This is a genomic window from Enterococcus pingfangensis, from assembly GCF_005405205.1.
In the GTDB taxonomy this organism is placed as follows: Bacteria; Bacillota; Bacilli; order Lactobacillales; family Enterococcaceae; genus Enterococcus_A; species Enterococcus_A pingfangensis.
Map to the genome: position 1 here is coordinate 1 of NZ_BJDP01000012.1, position 15,916 is coordinate 15,916.

Annotated in this window: 14 protein-coding genes and 1 tRNA gene; 2 read left to right on the forward strand and 13 right to left on the reverse strand. The window is 38.4% G+C overall.

Features of this window, described 5'->3' with window-relative positions; all coding sequences use genetic code 11:
* Nucleotides 1-513: 513 nt before the first annotated feature.
* The 12 genes from FFM63_RS08055 to map all read right to left on the reverse strand — a co-directional run bounded on the left by FFM63_RS08055 (nucleotide 514) and on the right by map (nucleotide 13,350).
* Complete coding sequence (locus FFM63_RS08055) at nucleotides 514-1,683, reverse strand: nucleotide sugar dehydrogenase (protein ID WP_137609796.1); 1,170 nt, start codon at nucleotides 1,681-1,683, stop codon at nucleotides 514-516.
* Between the two features lie 347 nt (nucleotides 1,684-2,030).
* Nucleotides 2,031-3,974, reverse strand: coding sequence for a GH25 family lysozyme (locus FFM63_RS08060; protein WP_137609797.1), 1,944 nt, complete (start codon nucleotides 3,972-3,974; stop codon nucleotides 2,031-2,033).
* 237 nt (nucleotides 3,975-4,211) lie between these two features.
* On the reverse strand, nucleotides 4,212-5,051 hold the full coding sequence (locus FFM63_RS08065) for a glycosyltransferase (RefSeq protein ID WP_137609798.1): 840 nt from the start codon (nucleotides 5,049-5,051) through the stop codon (nucleotides 4,212-4,214).
* A 24-nt stretch (nucleotides 5,052-5,075) separates the two neighbouring features.
* Entirely contained in the window at nucleotides 5,076-5,921 is an 846-nt protein-coding gene (gene rfbD, locus FFM63_RS08070; protein WP_137609799.1) for a dTDP-4-dehydrorhamnose reductase, read from the reverse strand.
* Nucleotides 5,922-6,048: 127 nt separating this feature from the next.
* A complete protein-coding gene (rfbB, locus tag FFM63_RS08075) occupies nucleotides 6,049-7,077 on the reverse strand; it encodes a dTDP-glucose 4,6-dehydratase (protein WP_137609800.1) in 1,029 nt (342 codons plus the stop codon).
* A 109-nt stretch (nucleotides 7,078-7,186) separates the two neighbouring features.
* On the reverse strand, nucleotides 7,187-7,768 hold the full coding sequence (gene rfbC, locus FFM63_RS08080; protein ID WP_137609801.1) for a dTDP-4-dehydrorhamnose 3,5-epimerase: 582 nt from the start codon (nucleotides 7,766-7,768) through the stop codon (nucleotides 7,187-7,189).
* Nucleotides 7,769-7,770: 2 nt separating this feature from the next.
* Nucleotides 7,771-8,640 carry a glucose-1-phosphate thymidylyltransferase RfbA gene (gene rfbA / locus FFM63_RS08085; RefSeq protein ID WP_137609802.1) on the reverse strand — a complete coding sequence of 290 codons (870 nt, stop codon included), beginning with the start codon at nucleotides 8,638-8,640 and terminating at the stop codon, nucleotides 7,771-7,773.
* Between the two features lie 234 nt (nucleotides 8,641-8,874).
* Entirely contained in the window at nucleotides 8,875-9,612 is a 738-nt protein-coding gene (locus FFM63_RS08090; RefSeq protein WP_137609803.1) for a glycosyltransferase family 2 protein, read from the reverse strand.
* 15 nt (nucleotides 9,613-9,627) lie between these two features.
* Nucleotides 9,628-10,422, reverse strand: coding sequence for a glycosyltransferase (locus tag FFM63_RS08095; RefSeq protein ID WP_137609804.1), 795 nt, complete (start codon nucleotides 10,420-10,422; stop codon nucleotides 9,628-9,630).
* Nucleotides 10,423-10,437: 15 nt separating this feature from the next.
* On the reverse strand, nucleotides 10,438-11,556 hold the full coding sequence (locus FFM63_RS08100) for an MraY family glycosyltransferase (protein ID WP_137609805.1): 1,119 nt from the start codon (nucleotides 11,554-11,556) through the stop codon (nucleotides 10,438-10,440).
* Between the two features lie 90 nt (nucleotides 11,557-11,646).
* A complete protein-coding gene (locus tag FFM63_RS08105; protein ID WP_137609806.1) occupies nucleotides 11,647-12,570 on the reverse strand; it encodes a YihY/virulence factor BrkB family protein in 924 nt (307 codons plus the stop codon).
* A 15-nt stretch (nucleotides 12,571-12,585) separates the two neighbouring features.
* Nucleotides 12,586-13,350 (reverse strand): type I methionyl aminopeptidase, encoded by a 765-nt coding sequence (gene map, locus FFM63_RS08110; protein ID WP_137609807.1) that lies wholly within the window; start codon nucleotides 13,348-13,350, stop codon nucleotides 12,586-12,588.
* Between the two features lie 338 nt (nucleotides 13,351-13,688).
* On the opposite strand from map, the gene FFM63_RS08115 reads away from it, so the two are divergent.
* Together FFM63_RS08115 and FFM63_RS08120 are read left to right on the forward strand one after the other, a co-directional pair.
* A complete protein-coding gene (locus FFM63_RS08115) occupies nucleotides 13,689-14,132 on the forward strand; it encodes a flavodoxin (protein WP_137609808.1) in 444 nt (147 codons plus the stop codon).
* Between the two features lie 266 nt (nucleotides 14,133-14,398).
* A complete protein-coding gene (locus tag FFM63_RS08120; RefSeq protein WP_137609809.1) occupies nucleotides 14,399-15,634 on the forward strand; it encodes an aminopeptidase in 1,236 nt (411 codons plus the stop codon).
* Nucleotides 15,635-15,807: 173 nt separating this feature from the next.
* Here FFM63_RS08120 and FFM63_RS08125 read toward each other — a convergent pair.
* Nucleotides 15,808-15,881: transfer RNA gene (locus FFM63_RS08125), tRNA-Arg, on the reverse strand.
* Nucleotides 15,882-15,916 lie beyond the last annotated feature (35 nt).

Genomic DNA, 15,916 nt, shown 5'->3' on the forward strand with positions numbered 1-15,916 from the left:
TTTGTCCTTTTCCATAAGGACACCTCCTATCTTTGATGGTGATGCGGTCGGGAAACCAACATCAGTTTATCAATTTTAGGAGGTCTTTTTAATACCACGCTGGAAGCTCTTTTGAACCACCAGCAGAGCAGGTGGTTTTCAAACATACAAAAAGGCCAAGAGGAAAAAGTCCTCTTGGTCTCCAATAATTCTAAGATTTCTCCTCACCAACACCAATTGACAAAGAGCCAGAATTTTCAGTCTACCTTAGATGTTCATAAATACTCTATCAGTCCTATTTGACAATGAGCCTAAAAAATGCGGTGCACAGAACGCACCACATAGGCCGCCTAGCCATTATTCAAACTTGTCTTTACCCACACGATTTCCCGAAAAGCCACTGTTCTATGCTGTATATAATTCAAAAGCAGATACTGGATATCATCTAAGGTTATTACTCTACCCGCAGAAGCAGTCATATCAAGAAATGAAGGTAAAAACTAACTTCTGAGTTTTAATAGGTAATCTACTCCATTAGTCTCGCTTGAAGATATCCCGTGTATAGATTTTTTTCTCTACATCTGTCAAAACAGGTTCCATCCTATTCGCTACGATAACATCGGAAAGAGATTTGAACTCATCAAAGTCTTTAATAATTCTAGAATTATAAAAAGTTTCTTCATGTAGTGTTGGTTCATATACTACGACTTCGATCCCTTTTGCCTTGATCCGTTTCATGATTCCTTGAATAGACGAGTAACGAAAGTTATCAGAGTTAGCTTTCATCGTTAGACGATAAATCCCAACTACATCAGGTTTTTTAGCTAAAATTTGTTCTGCGATAAAATCCTTACGTGTCGTGTTGGCATCGACAATTGCACCAATAATATTACTTGGGATATTTTCAAAGTTTGCACGTAATTGCTTAGTATCTTTCGGCAAACAGTAACCGCCATATCCAAATGAAGGATTGTTATAATGCGATCCGATACGAGGATCTAGCCCAACACCTTCAATGATTTGACGAGAATCCAAACCTCTAGATTCCGCATATGTATCTAATTCATTGAAATATGCCACACGCAATGCCAAATACGTATTTGAGAATAATTTGATTGCCTCTGCCTCAGTCGAATGTGTTAATAAAACTTTGACTTCTTTGTCAAACGCGTTCTCTTTCAACATATCAGCCACTTTTTGGCCTCGCTCTGAGCATTCTCCAACAACGATCCGTGACGGGTGCAGATTGTCATACAAGGCTTTTCCTTCACGCAAAAATTCAGGAGAAAAGATAATGTTATCAGTTTTTAATTTTTTCTTAACTTGTTCTGTATAACCAACGGGAACCGTAGATTTAATAATAAATGTAGCATCTGATCGAATCGCTAATGCTTTTTCAATCACATCTTCAACCGTGGTTGTGTTAAAATAATTTTTCTTTTCATCATAATCCGTCGGTGTCGCAATAATTAAGAAATCACCAAATTTTACTGCATCAGCAAAATCTTTCGTAAACTCAATATTCAAGTCATCCCGCTCTAAAAATTCATGAACTTCTTTATCTTCCAAAGGAGAAATTCCTTTTCGCAACGATTCGATTTTTGTATCAACAATATCATAGGCCTTTACTTGTTCATTTTGCGACAACAACAAGGCGTTTGCTAATCCAACATAACCTAATCCGAAGACAGATACTTTTGTCATTTTTACACTTCTTTCTAGCCCTACTCTTTTATAAGAATGCTTTGATAATTTTAACTCAGAATACCTCTATTTTTCTAATTTCGCAAGTTTTTGTACTGAAGTATATACCACCTTCTCACATTTAAAAAGAATATGATGCTCAAATTGCACCATATTCTTAACAAATTTTTATTCCAATATGTTTCTACTAACACGATTTAATGAGACAGAATATCTTTTCTTAAAAAATATCGACTAAACTATCAAGAATATAAAAAAATTTAAAGATTTACTTTAACACAAAATTGATTAATAAATCAATTTCAATTCCAAAGGTTTATTACCGATCAAAATAATAGAGTTTTTTTCTATTGAGGAGCAGCACTATATTTACGTGCTATCTTTATTTGAATGGCTTCCATTCGTTTATTTTTTCCTGTTGTTCCAGCAATTTCGTCATTTTTTACCCAGTTCTGCCAACCATACGTTTGACCATGTGCTCGATAATATATATTATAATGTTTAGCCAATTCTCCCGTCAGTCGGATTTTGACTGCCTCTACTTGCTGTCCTTGCCCTTCGGTCCCAGACAAAGCATAATTACTTACCGATTTTTGCCATCCGTTTCCATGAATGTTCGTTTGATATTCAATACCTCCAGAAAAGCTCAAAGGATTATTAGAGATCTTCAATTTCAAGGCTTCTAATCGTAACGCCCTCTCAACTGTACCTGAGACTTGACTGTTGGTCACGGAATCTATCCATCCTAGTTTTTGTATATGAGTTTGATAGGTAACATCAGCATTTTGAAACTTAACAAATTTTTTGCCTTGCCCTGCTGGTGCACTCTGTCCTTTAGGAACAAGTTGCACTTGAAAAGCTTCTACTCGATAAGAAAAGCCTTCAGTTCCAGCTTCCTCGCCATTTTTAGCCCAATTCATCCATCCAAATTTCTCCGAATGAACTCTATAATAGACATCGTATTGATTAGCAACTTCTCCAGTTAGTCTGATTTTCAACGCTTCAATTCGTTTGGCCTGCCCTGTCGTTCCAGAATTTTCACCATTCTTTTTCCAATTTGATTCCCAACCAATACTTTGGATATGTGATTGATATTCAATATTTCCAGAAACTTTATCAGATAAGGTCATTTTTAAAGCTTCTATGCGTCTAGATTCACCAATAGTCCCAGATATATAGTTATTTGAAACTGAACTTAGCCACCCCAAACCCTGTGCATGGCTTGAGTATGATATTGGTGAGTTAGGATCTGGTACCGGATTCGGATTTGGATTTGAACTCGGATTTGTAAACGAATGGTTATAATCAGCAGAAATATCAAATTCATTATTACTTATTTCTGGGAAACGCAACCGTGAATTCCATTGCCACGAGCTGTACTCAGTATAATAGTTTTTATTCGTTAGCGTGTACGGGTACGCAGCAACCCAAATTTTTTGTTTTCCTATAGTATTAGCATTTATCAGACCGTTAAACCAACTTAAAGAAGAATAATGACGAATTGATTGAAATCCCAACTGCTTCAATCTATTTTCAAAAGCAATCGAATTAGTTGTGTGATTACCTTTTCCAGCGATTTGAGGTTCTTCAATATCATTCACCATTACAGTAGAATTATCTAAACCGATACTTTTAGCAAAATTTGCAAAATAATCTGCTTCAGCTCTTGCCTGACTATCCGTTGTGAACCAACTATAATGATATGCTGATACTTTTAATCCAGCAGCTTTGGCATTATTTACCTGTGATGCTGCATATGGATTTTTATAACTAGTTGCCTCCGTTAATTTCACTACAACTCCAGCTACCCCATATTTTTTCATATTCAAAAAATCGTTAACTGAAAGTGCTCCATTATGTGAAGAGATATCAATAAAACTCTTAGTAGGAGTGTTCGTATTTGAAGCTAGAACTGAAGGGATAGAAGCTGATCTAGCTAATCTTCCTCTTGTATTGCTGTCAGATAAATTAGATCGATTTCTTGGTAAAGAATATACTCCGTACTCGTCTTCGCCCCAGGTTGGTAGTTCTATTGTTTGATCTGTTTCATTAGACTCTTCTGAATTCGAAACTGTGCCGTTAGTTTCCGAAGAAGGTTCTGTTCCCTCTATGTTTGCGCCTTCATTTGATACAGAATTTACTGTTGACTCAACAGTCGAATTCACTTGCGGTCCTACTGTGTTTTCTGTGGATGAAACAGTTTCAAGCGATTCTTCGACAGCTCTTGCAGCCACAGGAAAAAGTATCATCCCTCCCACTATCAAAGATAAGACAATTTTTTTATTCTTCATTAATATCCTCCTAAATTTTCTTATAAAATATACACAACTCAAGTATATTTTGACAAAAAAGAGATATTAAAAAAAGTTTAAACTTTAGATATAAAACTTTCTCTTTATATATTAAGTAAATTATTCATTATTTTTAAGTTCTGACAGTTCCCTAAGTAAACCAAATACATTGTCAGATAGTGAAAAGGTTCAATTAGAAATCGGTTACATCATACAAAAAAACTTGAACGATTCCTATTAGTCTCTCTTATCAAGAGCACTCCTCAAAAATAATGTAATAGTAATTTTAAAAAAGGCAAATCTTCCTAAGAACAACTGTTTCAGACTTCGAACAAACAACTGTTTTTTATAATCTTTTAATAATTTTTTTTGATATTTAGTATAGAAGATTGCTTCATTTTTTAAAATAGCTTTGTACCTTGATGCAGTTAATTCTGAGTCATGTAAAACTGATAATGAGTGAGCTAATGAGGCCTTCAAAATTTGTATATCTTTTTGATATTCAAAAATCTCCCCACTCAGCCAATGGTCCAAATAATCTAACGGAAAATCTAAATTATAGCCACCGATTTCTTGCAGGAAACTTACTCGTAGTGCTGTAGCTGAGTTGATCACCATAATATCTTGCGAATATATTTGATTGCCTTGAGGCAACGTGTTATGTAATGGCCGTAAAGTATCGCTGCGGACCGGTGAAATCTGTTGTTTCTGATCTTTTATCACAGGAGCGATCGCTGCGATCGATTCTGCAGATCCTAAAGAAGTTTTTATTAGTTCTTGTAAATACTGTTTTGTAAGAATCGTATCTTGATCAAGCGTTACAAGCCAGTCAGTTCCATCACCGCATTGGCTCAAAGCATAATTATACGCTTGTGCCAAGCCGACATTTGATGGGCTGTGATGATAACTGAAGCGTTCGTCTAAGCCTTCAGGTTCATTGGCTTGTTTGCCGTTATCAAAGATCAAGATTTTTTTGATTTCAGGAAAAATCTCAGAGGCAAGCAGTTTGTTCAAACTGGTGATCGTCGACGATTCTAAATAAGTCATCTGATATAAAACCACTACTAGTTCAAACAAACTTCTCACCTCCAAATCTTTTGATTATTGTTTTGCTTCTAATTCAAGAAAGCTGGCTAACGCTTCTTGCCATGTTGGGATTTCAAAACCAAGTGCTTTTGCTTTGCTTAGATCCATAACTGAATATTGTGGACGAGTCGCTTTTTGCGGATATTCAGCTGAAGTTACTGGCGCTACTTCCACCGTAGTATCTTTCAAGATTTCTTTCGCAAATTCGTACCAAGAACAGCTGTTTTCATTTGATAAATGATACACACCAAATGGTGCTTTTTCTGCAATTACAAACGTCATGAATTCGGCTAAAGTCCGTGTCCAAGTTGGGCGTCCGAATTGATCGTTCACGACAGTCAAATGGTCATGGGTCTCCGCTAATTTTTGCATTGTATAAATAAAGTTGTGTCCGTAAATACCAAATACCCAAGAAGTACGGATAATATAATAATCATCCATGATCTCTTGTACCGCTTTTTCACCTAACAATTTTGTCCGGCCGTATTCATTCAACGGATTCGTTGCTGCATCCACTTGATACATACCATCTTTGTTATTGCCGTCAAAAACATAGTCTGTACTGATATAAACCAGTGTTGATCCGGCAGCTTTAGCCGCTTCGGCTACGTTGCGCGTACCATCAACATTGATTTTTTCATCCAATTCTTTGCCTTCGTCTTCTGCTTTGTCGACAGCCGTATACGCTGCGCAATGATAAATGATTTCTGGCGTCATTTCAGTAATGAATTTATAAGTACCTGCTTTATCTGTAATATCTAATTGGTCTGCATCGGTTGAAACATACTCGATATTTTTTTCATCCAATAAATGACGCAGTTCTGTTCCTAACTGTCCATGTCCACCTGTGATTAAGATCATTTCTCTCTACCCCTTTTATTAAACTATTTTTTCTGCAAAGTTGTTCTGCTGTTTTTAAACTTCGAAAAGATCAGCGAAAGAAGAGCCGATAAAAAAGGCAGGATCTCCCTGCCTATTTCAATTTGTATTATTGGCCGTTTTTCGCGTAATTACTTTCAACCGCTTCTTTTTCAGCACTCCACCAATCTTCGTGCTCTGTATACCAGTCGATGGTATCTTTCATTCCCGCACGGAAATTAGTAAATTCTGGCGTCCAACCTAACTCTTCACGCAATTTAGTCGAATCGATCGCATAACGCAGATCATGACCCGCACGGTCTTTCACGTGATCGTAGGCATCTTTTGATTGACCCATTTCTTCTAAAATAATTTCCATTACAGTTTTATTGTCTTCTTCGCCATCAGCACCGATCAAATATGTCTCGCCGATTTTTCCTTTAGTCAAAATCAACCAAACAGCTGAAGAATGATCATTTGTATGGATCCAGTCGCGAACATTTTTTCCGTCACCATATAATTTTGGACGAATCCCTTTTAAAATATTCGTAATTTGGCGCGGAATAAATTTCTCGATATGTTGATAAGGGCCATAGTTGTTTGAACAATTTGAAATCGTTGCTTGCAAACCAAATGAACGAACCCATGCTTTGACTAACAGATCTGAGCCGGCTTTGCTTGATGAATAGGGGCTTGAAGGATTATAAGGTGTTTCTGCCGTGAATTTCTCGCCTTCACCTTCGCCATGACCAGGTAGATCTTCTCTTAAGGGAAGATCGCCGTAGACTTCATCAGTAGAAACGTGATGATACCGGACATTGTGTTTGCGACAAGCTTCAATCAATGTGTAGGTTCCGATAATATTTGTTTGGATGAATGGAAACGGATCTTTTAATGAATTGTCATTGTGCGATTCTGCAGCATAATGAACCACCGCATCCGTTTTTTGGACCAAACGATCGACTAAATCAGCGTCAGCAATATCGCCAACAACTAATTTTACTCGATCAGCAGGTAGACCTGCTAGATTTTCTCGATTGCCTGCATAAGTTAATTTATCCAAGACCGTCACGTGGACTTCTGGATGATTATTTACAACATAATGAACAAAGTTAGAGCCGATAAAACCCGCTCCACCGGTTACGATAATATTTTTCATCAATAATTTACTCCTATTTTGTATTAAAGTAATCATTTTTCTAAAATCAAAAAATGAAGTTGCTGCTCGCCATTTGCTAGATCGATACTGTTAGAACGGGCTAGCGCTTCTAGATTTCACCGTAAACGAAAGGATTTTCTGCTTCAAATTCCTTCAAGGTTGGTTGTTTGGCATCTTTTTCTGATGTGATCGCTTTTTCGATCGCGATCGGCCAGTCGATTGCTAACTCTGGATCAGCAAATGAAATACCGCCATCCGCTTCTGCATCATAGTAATTATCGCATTTGTACATGAAGTTGACATTTGGCGTCAACGTTACAAAACCGTGGGCAAAACCGCGAGGAACTAATAATTGACGGTGATTGTGTTCTGAAAGGATATAACCTTCCCATTTTCCATAGGTTGGACTGCCTTTGCGGATATCAACGATCACGTCAAGCACTGCACCCGTCACTACACGGATCAATTTAGTTTGTGCAGATTTGCCTTTTTGAAAATGCAAGCCGCGCAAAACACCTGGTTGTGTTGATAAAGAATGATTGTCTTGAATAAAATCAAAATCAACTCCAGCCGCTTTAAAATCTTCTACTGAATAACTTTCAGTAAAAAATCCGCGATGATCGCCGAAGACAGCAGGTTCGATAATTTTGACATCTGTTAGATTGGTTTCTGTTACTTTAATTTTCCCCATGTTTATTCCTCTTCTGCTAAACGTAATAAGTATTGACCATATTGGTTTTTCTTCAATGGTTGTGCTAATTCTACTAATTGTTCTTTCGTGATGTAGCCCATCCGATAAGAAATTTCTTCTAAGCATGCCACTTTTAAATTTTGGCGTTTTTCAATCGTCGAAATAAAGGTTGATGCTTCTAATAATGATTCGTGCGTACCTGTATCTAACCAAGCAAACCCGCGGCTCATTACTTCAACGGATAATTTATTCCGTTTCAAGTATTCTTTATTGACGTCGGTGATCTCTAATTCTCCACGTTCTGACGGCTGGATATTTTTTGCAATCTCAACAACATCATTATCGTAAAAATACAATCCAGTCACTGCATAATGTGATTTTGGTTTTTCTGGTTTTTCTTCAATTGAAACAGCTTGCATAGCGCCATCAAATTCTACGACACCGAAACGTTCTGGATCATTTACGTGATAACCAAAAACGGTCGCGCCTTCAGTTTTCTCCGCTGCTCGTTGCAACATGCTAGAAAGGCCGTCGCCATAATAAATATTATCGCCTAAAACTAAGCAGACGCTATCGTCGCCGATAAATTCTTCACCGATAATAAATGCTTGCGCCAAGCCATCTGGACTTTCTTGTACCGCATACTCGATGTGGATTCCTAATTCGCGGCCATCACCTAAAAGATTTTCAAAACGCGGTGTGTCTTGCGGCGTTGAAATAATCAAAATCTCATTGATTCCAGCCAGCATTAAGGTTGACATTGGATAATAGATCATTGGTTTATCATAAACCGGCATTAATTGTTTTGATGTTGCTTTAGTCAACGGGTACAAACGCGTACCGCTGCCTCCTGCTAAAATAATTCCTTTCATGCGTACACTTCCTATTCTTAGTAGTGGGTTCATTTCTCTTATCTGATAAATAAACAAATTTTATTGCCTTTGCTGATCAAACGTAAAAATCATTCAGAGAAAAGATGCTCTTCTTACTTGTCTTGGTACTTAGCCAATTGATTGCTGACTTTGACCGATAAAAGCAAGATCACAGTTTCTTCAATACATACGATAACATTATACCCGATGTTGGGTGTTAGAAAAATCGTTTTATTACTTTTTTTTAACTTCCTTTATTCTTTCTCTGACCAATCGCAACGCATTCCAGCGCCATTTGAATTGCTGGATCCGCGAAGCTGTCGTCTTGATCTCCGACGCATTCAATCCATGTCTGCGATAATAAACTAACGGGTCCGGGATAAAAACAACGCCGTGATAATAATCTGCCAGTAAACCAATCCACATATCATGCATCGGAACAGTCGGCGGGATCGGTAAAATAATTGCTTTGAATTCTGAACGAAATGCCATCCCGGCACCGATATAACTGCTTTTAGCAAGGTTATGCCAAAAACCTGCATGTGTGTGACGCATCGCCTGATAAGACGGCGCTAAAACTTCAAAATTGTTGTCTACGATGACTAGATCAGACACGACGACTTGTGTTTTCGGATCTTCAAAATACGGCAACATCTTTTCTACTTTATCCGGCTGCCAAACATCATCTTGATCACTTAAAAAAATAATCGGGTGAGTACTTTGCTGAATGGCATTAGTAAAATTCACGATTACGCCTTTTCCTTTATTTTGAAAAAGTTTGATTCGCGGATCTTTGGCTTTTAATTCTAATAAAAATTCCCACGTTCCATCGGTTGAATGGTCGTCGGAAATAATCAGCTCGTCATATTCTGAAAGTTGTGGGAATATGCTGTTCAATTGTTCTTCAATAAAGTGACGGCCGTTATACGTCGCCATGCAAACGGAAATTTTCGTCTTGGACTGCCTAGCCATTCCCTACCTCCATCATCAAAAAAATTGCCAGCCCCACTTATGAAAATATTTTCCCATGGACTGTAAAAAAATAAAAAATAATTTACGGCTTTTGACCGCCCCACGTTCGTACAAGTGCACCACTGAAAATTGCGGACTATAGATCACTTGATAGCCCGCTTGTTCCACTTTACGGCAAAGATCATTGTCTTCAAAATACATAAAATAGCGCTCGTCAAAGCCTGCGATCTCATTAAATTTAGCTAGATCAACTACCATAAAACTGCCTGAAATCATTCGGACATAGCTATCTCGATCATCTGGCAAATCACGGCATTCAAACTTCGCCAAACGTTTGTCAAAAAGCTTTTTGATAGATTTAAACGGAACAAAGCGCAACATATAATCAAAAACATTCAGCTGATCACGCATCAAATATTGGGTCGTTCCATCTTCATTTAAAATCGTAGGCGCCAATAAAGCGCAATTAGGTTGTTCAGCGAGATGCTCGACCATTTTTTCCAATTGATTCTCTGAAAGAATAATATCCGGATTAAAAATGATTCCATAGCCAGTTGTATTTAACAGATTGGCGTTATGACCAAAGCCAAATCCTTTATTTTCAGCATGAAAATCGATCGTCACAAATGGATAAGTAAGATATTTACTCAATCGTTTGCGATAGTCCGGCTCTGAAGCATTATCAAAAAGCTTGATTTGAATCGTCTGATTTTCACCTAGCGTTTTGATTAGTGCATCCAGACTCGAAAAAATCTTGTCACTGTTGTGGGTCACGATGCTGACAGTCACATTTCTATTATTGCTATTCATAACGGACGACAACACTCATTTCTTGAAATATTTATGCAGCACTTGCAAACGATAATCCTTGTTGCCAAAGAAACGAAAACTTTTTGTAATGAAACTATATTTTTCGCTGATCAAACCGATCAGTTCTAAGAGAAAAGTTAGTGCGAAAAGCATCGCAACGATCAAAACGATCGTTCCTGCACGACTTGTATAATTCAACAATACGGCGGTAAAAGAAAACAATACAGCAATGGCATAGATCGTTAAAACGGCTCCGCGATGAGTAAACCCTAGATTCAACAAACGATGATGCAAATGCTGTTTGTCTGCTGCTGAAACCGACATATTTTTAGCTTTCCGCCGCACGATCGCGAAAAATGTATCTGTTACCGGTACACCTAAAATGATCAGAGGTGTGATCAAAGAGATGAACGTCACATTTTTTAACCCTTGTAATGACAGTACTGCGATCATGAATCCTAAAAATAAAGCACCTGTATCGCCTAAATAGATCTTGGCGGGATGAAAATTATAAGGGAAAAATCCCATGATGCTCGCAACTAAACAAAAAATAGCCAACGAGATATAGACTGTCGAGGCATGCAAAAAGAAATACCCGATGACACCGATCGTTGTCAAGCCGATGATTGATACTCCTGAAGCAAGTCCATCTAATCCATCGATCAAGTTCAATGCATTGGTGATCCCATAGATCCAGAACAATGTCGCCGGTAAGCTCAACCATTCAAGATTGATTCGACCAAGTAAAGGCGCGGTGAAAAAATTGAAGCGGATCCCCGCGAAATAATAAATGACCAATGCGGCCAACAAGATGCCGACACTTTTTTGTCTAGGCGTAAGTTCATATTTATCATCAAGCAAGCCGGTGATCACGATAATCAGACCGCCTAACAAAATTTTGCTGATATAATCAAAAGGAATCACTTCACGGAATAAAACCAATGAAGAGATAGCAAAAGTTATAAAAATCGGCAAACCGCCTGCACTAGGCATTGGTACTTGATTCATTCGACGTGCATTAGGATTATCCACCAACCCAGTCTGGACCGAAATTATTTTAAAAATTGGAGTTAAAATCAATGCCATCAAGAAGGTTAGAAAATACCTGACGATCAGCCCGAAGGATACTAACATGTTGCCACCTGCCCTTTTTTTCTAAAATTATTATATAGGATTCAACATTCTTTACAAGGTTCTCTTAAAAACTTACAACAAAACATGAGATTATTTTTTTTTCTTAGCAAAACGATCTTTTAATTTATTGAACCATTTGTTCACTCGATTGGAGCCTTCTTTGACTTCTTGGCCTGTCAGATACTCCTCAATCGTCACATTTAGTATTCCGCCTAAAATGATGATAGTCGCCGCAAAATTCAGCCAAAACATCAACACGATAAAACTTCCGATGATTTGATACCCGGATACTCGTTGCGCAAATGTCTGAGCATACAGACTAAACCCTTGTGCTAAGACAATCCAGCCAATCGTTGCAAAGATCGTTCCCGGTAAGGCAAATTTCGGATGCACTCGCGCATTCGGGATCACGATATACAAACCGCCTAAAATAACTAGCAGTCCAACTAATGTTACTGGCCAACGCAAAGTTAAAAAGGTGTCGATAATATCAGGAGAAAAATGCAACAATTTCTGTAAGGCATCTAAAATTACTTGCCCTGCACTAAAAAATAGAGCCACCGCTACAATCGCCATCATAAAAATGCCTACGATCCCTACTGACACGATTCGGCTGATGACAAAATTTCCGCGCTTTTCAACGCCGTAAGCTCGATTCAATGCCGTTTGCAAGGCATTGATCCCCCGACTAGAAGACCACAACGCTGCTAAAACAGAGAGCGACAGCATGCCGCCTGACGTATCTTCTAACAATCCAGTGATCGCTGGTTTCAAAAAGCTGAAAACATTCGGCGGGATCGCTTCACTTAAATAAGGCAAGACGATTTCCGGCGTAATATTGAAGTACGGCAATAAATTACCGACAATAATCAACAGCGGAAAAAAAGACAGCAACAAATAATAGGCGACTACCACTGAGCGGTCGCCTATTTCTGTTTCTGTTAGATGTTTTCGGATCGATTGGATAAAACCCATTAATTTCTGATTGTTTTTAATTTTATCTATTGGTCCCATAAAAACCTCGTCATCCTAATAAGTTCCTTCTTCACCTTGTGAAGTTAAAATTTTGGGTCCTTCTTTTGTGATGGCCAATGTATGTTCATATTGCGCACACCAACCACCGTCACGCGTATAAGCGGTCCAGCCATTTGGATCCATTTTCATTTGCCAAACACCGGTATTGATCATCGGTTCGATTGTAATGACCATACCTTCTCTTAAACGCAAGCCTTTTCCAGCTACACCATAGTGAGGGATTGCTGGTTCTTCATGGATCGTAGGCCCAATGCCGTGTCCGACAAAATCACGAACAACAGAGAAGCCTTCTCCTTCAGCATACGTTTGGATTGCCTGACCAATATCGCCGATTCGATTGCCAACTTGAGCTTGTTCGATTCCTAAATACATTGCCTTTTTGGTTACTTCCATTAGGCGTTTGATTTCAGGTTCGACTTCACCGACTGCATAAGACCAACAAGAATCAGACATCGCGCCTTTGTATTCGACACACATATCCACTTTGATCAAGTCGCCATTTTTTAACGGTTTTTTTCTTGGGAAACCGTGACAGATCTCATCGTTGATACTGCAGCAAGTTGCGTATTCATAACCTTCAAAACCGATTTGAGCAGCTGTTCCGCCATGGCTTTCAATAAAGTCTCTAACAAATTTTTCAATATCCATACTAGTAATTCCCGGTTTGATGAAATCTCGTAAATGACGATGGACATCAGCCAATAATTCGCCTGATTCATTCATCATTTCAATTTCGCGGGGTGATTTTAAAGTAATCATGTTCTCGTCTCCTAGTTCCTTTTATAATTTCTGCAAGTATTTGTCTACGTTTGAAAACTAGACAAATATCCTTTTTCATCTTATTTATTTTAACATAACACTATAAAGCGAACAAATGGTTAAAGAGCCGTGTTTTCCTTTTGATTTCTATTTTGATATAATGACCATAAATTTAGCTTAAAGCTAAGGATGTCCATTCAACTTTTCGCAGTCTGATAAGAAGAAAATTTAGTTGAATAATCGGCGCGAACGCTCTAGTTGAGTGATTGACGGCATTCGAATGGAACTAATTTTTCCTTGGAAAATTAATTCATTCAAACGAATAAGGAGGAATTTTTTTGACATTAGCAAAAATTGTTTATGCCAGTATGACTGGAAATACCGAAGAAATCGCCGACATCGTCGCCGAAGCCTTCGAAAATTTAGATCTTGAAGTTGAAATCGATGAATGTACACAAGTCGATGCAGAAGATTTTGAAGCTGCTGATATTTGTGTCGTTGCTACTTATACTTATGGTGAAGGCGATCTGCCCGATGAGATCATGGACTTTTATGATGACTTGCAAGAATTAGATTTGAGCGGAAAGATTTTTGGTGTGTGCGGTTCAGGCGATAGTTTCTATGATGAGTATTGCAAATCCGTTGATGATTTTGATGCTGCCTTTATAAAAACTGGAGCCACTCGCGGGGCCGATAGTGTGAAAGTTGAGATGTCTGCAGAAGAAGAAGACATTGAAAACTTAGAAGCGTTCGCCAAAAAAATCGCAGAAGCGGCTTCATAATTCACGTGATGATAGCGTGGGTAACTTCAAAAAATAAGTAGGAATTTTTGAAAATTGCTCCTTATTTTTTTGTAGAATTTTAGCTGATTCCCGATGAAGTTACTAGAACACTTGTTTATTCGACAAAAAGATGTATCAAAAACTGGTACATCTTTTTTGTCATCTCACTTTTTATTGAGAAATATTTTACTTCTCAATTGAACGCCTTTTCTTTTGAGAAAACCTAAGAAATGCTAAGATGGAACTATTGAAACGGAGGGATAGAGATGGTTTTACCAAATTTTGAAACACTCTTACAAAAATATGCTCATTTGATCGCTAAAGTAGGTGGAAATGTCCAAAAAGAGGATACTGTTGTGATTTATGCCAGCGTAGAACAAGCGACTTTAGCACGGCTAGTTACTAAGGAAGCCTATCAATTAGGCGCGGCTGAAGTCATCGTGCAGTGGAACGACGACACGATCCAACGAGAATTTTTAAGTCATGCTTCTGACGATCGGATCACGACTGTTCCTGCCTACAAAATTGATGAAGCAAATACATTTGCCAAAAATCGGGTCACCCGCATCAGCATCGTTTCACAAGATCCAGATGCATTAGCAGGTGTTGATACTAAACGTGTGGCTTCTTTCCAAGCAGCTCGCGGAAAAGCCTTGCAAGCAGTCATGGAAGCAACTCAGTCTAATAAATTACGTTGGACAGTCGTAGCAGCAGCTAGTCCTGCGTGGGCGCAAAAAGTTTTCCCAGATATTTCAAGTGAAAAACAGGTGGACCAACTTTGGGATGAGATCTTTAAGACGACCCGAATCTATCATGATGATCCTGTTGCGGCTTGGGCAGAACACGATGCTGCAATGCGAAACCAAGCAGAGCGTTTGAACAAAGAACAATTTTCTGCTCTTCACTACACGGCGCCTGGCACAGATATCGTGATTGGTCTACCGGACAATCATATTTGGGAAGGTGCTGGAAGCTTCGCTGCAGACGGCAACGAATTTATGGCGAATATGCCGACAGAAGAAGTTTTCACCGCACCGGATCGCAATCGCGTCGATGGTTACATCACTAGTACAAAGCCATTGAGTTATGCGGGAACAACACTGACTGAAATGAAATTTACTTTTAAAAATGGTCAGGTAGTAGAATTTTCTGCTAAAAATGGTGCTGATGTATTGGCTTCATTATTAGATATCGATGAAGGCGCCAAACATTTAGGTGAAGTTGCACTAGTTCCTGATCCTTCACCGATCTCTCAATCAGGAATCACTTTCTTCAATACTTTATTTGATGAAAATGCGTCAAATCATTTAGCCCTTGGTGCCGCTTATCCCTTCAGTGTTGAAGGCGGGACCGAAATGACGAAAGCTGAACTTGCCACGGCTGGATTGAACAGCAGTCAAACCCACGTCGACTTTATGGTCGGATCTGATCAAATGAATATCGACGGTATTCGTAAAGACGGCTCAAAAGTTCCAATCTTCAGAAATGGCGATTGGGCTTAACAAAAAACCACTTAGAAAAATCTTCTAAGTGGTTTTTGTATTTCTGACGAACGATTTTATTTATTCCCTGTTCCAGCGATTTAAAATCGTTCACATAAACTTGAGACGTTCTATTCTTTATTTGCATAAAAAAATAAAACCTATTAGAACGATACTCTAACAGATTTATTGTATGTTCCCGACTGGAATCGAACCAGCGACCTATCGCTTAGGAGGCGATCGCTCTATCCTACTGAGCTACGAGAACGTGACCTTATTATTGTAGCGATTTTCACTTATTTT

What these genes read in the sequence shown, in the direction of transcription:
- FFM63_RS08055 (WP_137609796.1), bottom strand. Translation starts at nt 1,683, where the DNA reads ATGACAAAAGTATCTGTCTTCGGATTAGGTTATGTTGGATTAGCAAAC.
- FFM63_RS08105 (WP_137609806.1), bottom strand. Translation starts at nt 12,570, where the DNA reads ATGGGACCAATAGATAAAATTAAAAACAATCAGAAATTAATGGGTTTT.
- FFM63_RS08120 (WP_137609809.1), top strand. Translation starts at nt 14,399, where the DNA reads ATGGTTTTACCAAATTTTGAAACACTCTTACAAAAATATGCTCATTTG.
- FFM63_RS08090 (WP_137609803.1), bottom strand. Translation starts at nt 9,612, where the DNA reads ATGGCTAGGCAGTCCAAGACGAAAATTTCCGTTTGCATGGCGACGTAT.
- rfbA (WP_137609802.1), bottom strand. Translation starts at nt 8,640, where the DNA reads ATGAAAGGAATTATTTTAGCAGGAGGCAGCGGTACGCGTTTGTACCCG.
- rfbB (WP_137609800.1), bottom strand. Translation starts at nt 7,077, where the DNA reads ATGAAAAATATTATCGTAACCGGTGGAGCGGGTTTTATCGGCTCTAAC.
- map (WP_137609807.1), bottom strand. Translation starts at nt 13,350, where the DNA reads ATGATTACTTTAAAATCACCCCGCGAAATTGAAATGATGAATGAATCA.
- FFM63_RS08095 (WP_137609804.1), bottom strand. Translation starts at nt 10,422, where the DNA reads ATGAATAGCAATAATAGAAATGTGACTGTCAGCATCGTGACCCACAAC.
- rfbC (WP_137609801.1), bottom strand. Translation starts at nt 7,768, where the DNA reads ATGGGGAAAATTAAAGTAACAGAAACCAATCTAACAGATGTCAAAATT.
- rfbD (WP_137609799.1), bottom strand. Translation starts at nt 5,921, where the DNA reads ATGATCTTAATCACAGGTGGACATGGACAGTTAGGAACAGAACTGCGT.
- FFM63_RS08060 (WP_137609797.1), bottom strand. Translation starts at nt 3,974, where the DNA reads ATGAAGAATAAAAAAATTGTCTTATCTTTGATAGTGGGAGGGATGATA.
- FFM63_RS08100 (WP_137609805.1), bottom strand. Translation starts at nt 11,556, where the DNA reads ATGTTAGTATCCTTCGGGCTGATCGTCAGGTATTTTCTAACCTTCTTG.